We start from the raw sequence: 695 nt of genomic DNA, 5'->3' as shown, positions 1-695 counted from the left end.
ATAAATTACTGGTCGTAATATTTAGTTATGGCCTGCAAAGAGTTATTAGTTAGGGGATATTTAAATGGAAGACAACAAAAAGAAAGCTTTAGGTGCTGCACTTTCTCAGATAGAGCGTCAGTTTGGTAAGGGTGCAATAATGAAGANGGGCGACCAGCCCAGAGAGGCGATCCCCTCTGTATCAACTGGCTCTCTAGGCCTGGATATTGCTTTGGGAATTGGTGGTCTTCCTTATGGTCGTATTGTTGAAATTTATGGCCCCGAAAGTTCTGGTAAAACAACACTTACATTGCAGGTTATTGCAGAGGCGCAAAAGCAAGGTAAAACCTGTGCGTTTGTTGATGCTGAACATGCTTTGGATCCAATTTACGCAGAGAAGTTAGGCGTCAACGTTGATGAGCTTTTGGTTTCTCAGCCAGATACCGGAGAGCAGGCATTAGAGATCGCCGATATGCTTGTACGCTCAGGTGCTGTTGATGTATTAATTATTGACTCAGTTGCTGCCTTAACGCCAAAAGCTGAAATCGAAGGGGATATGGGTGATAGTCATATGGGCTTGCAGGCGAGACTTATGTCGCAGGCACTTCGTAAGATTACGGGTAATATTAAAAATGCTAATTGCTTGTGTATTTTCATCAACCAAATTCGTATGAAGATCGGCGTAATGTTTGGCAACCCTGAGACAACAACCGGTG

General features: G+C 43.4%; 1 protein-coding gene. It reads left to right on the top strand.

Annotation, left to right across the window (positions count from 1 at the left end; all coding sequences use genetic code 11):
• Nucleotides 1–64 precede the first annotated feature (64 nt).
• The coding region (gene recA, locus A3735_RS25975) for a recombinase RecA (protein WP_068638918.1) at nt 65–695 on the top strand (631 nt) is incomplete at its 3' end.

It is taken from the genome of Oleiphilus sp. HI0061 (assembly GCF_001635675.1).
Note: the sequence above shows the minus strand (reverse complement) of the source record. Positions and strands in the feature narration are given on the sequence as shown.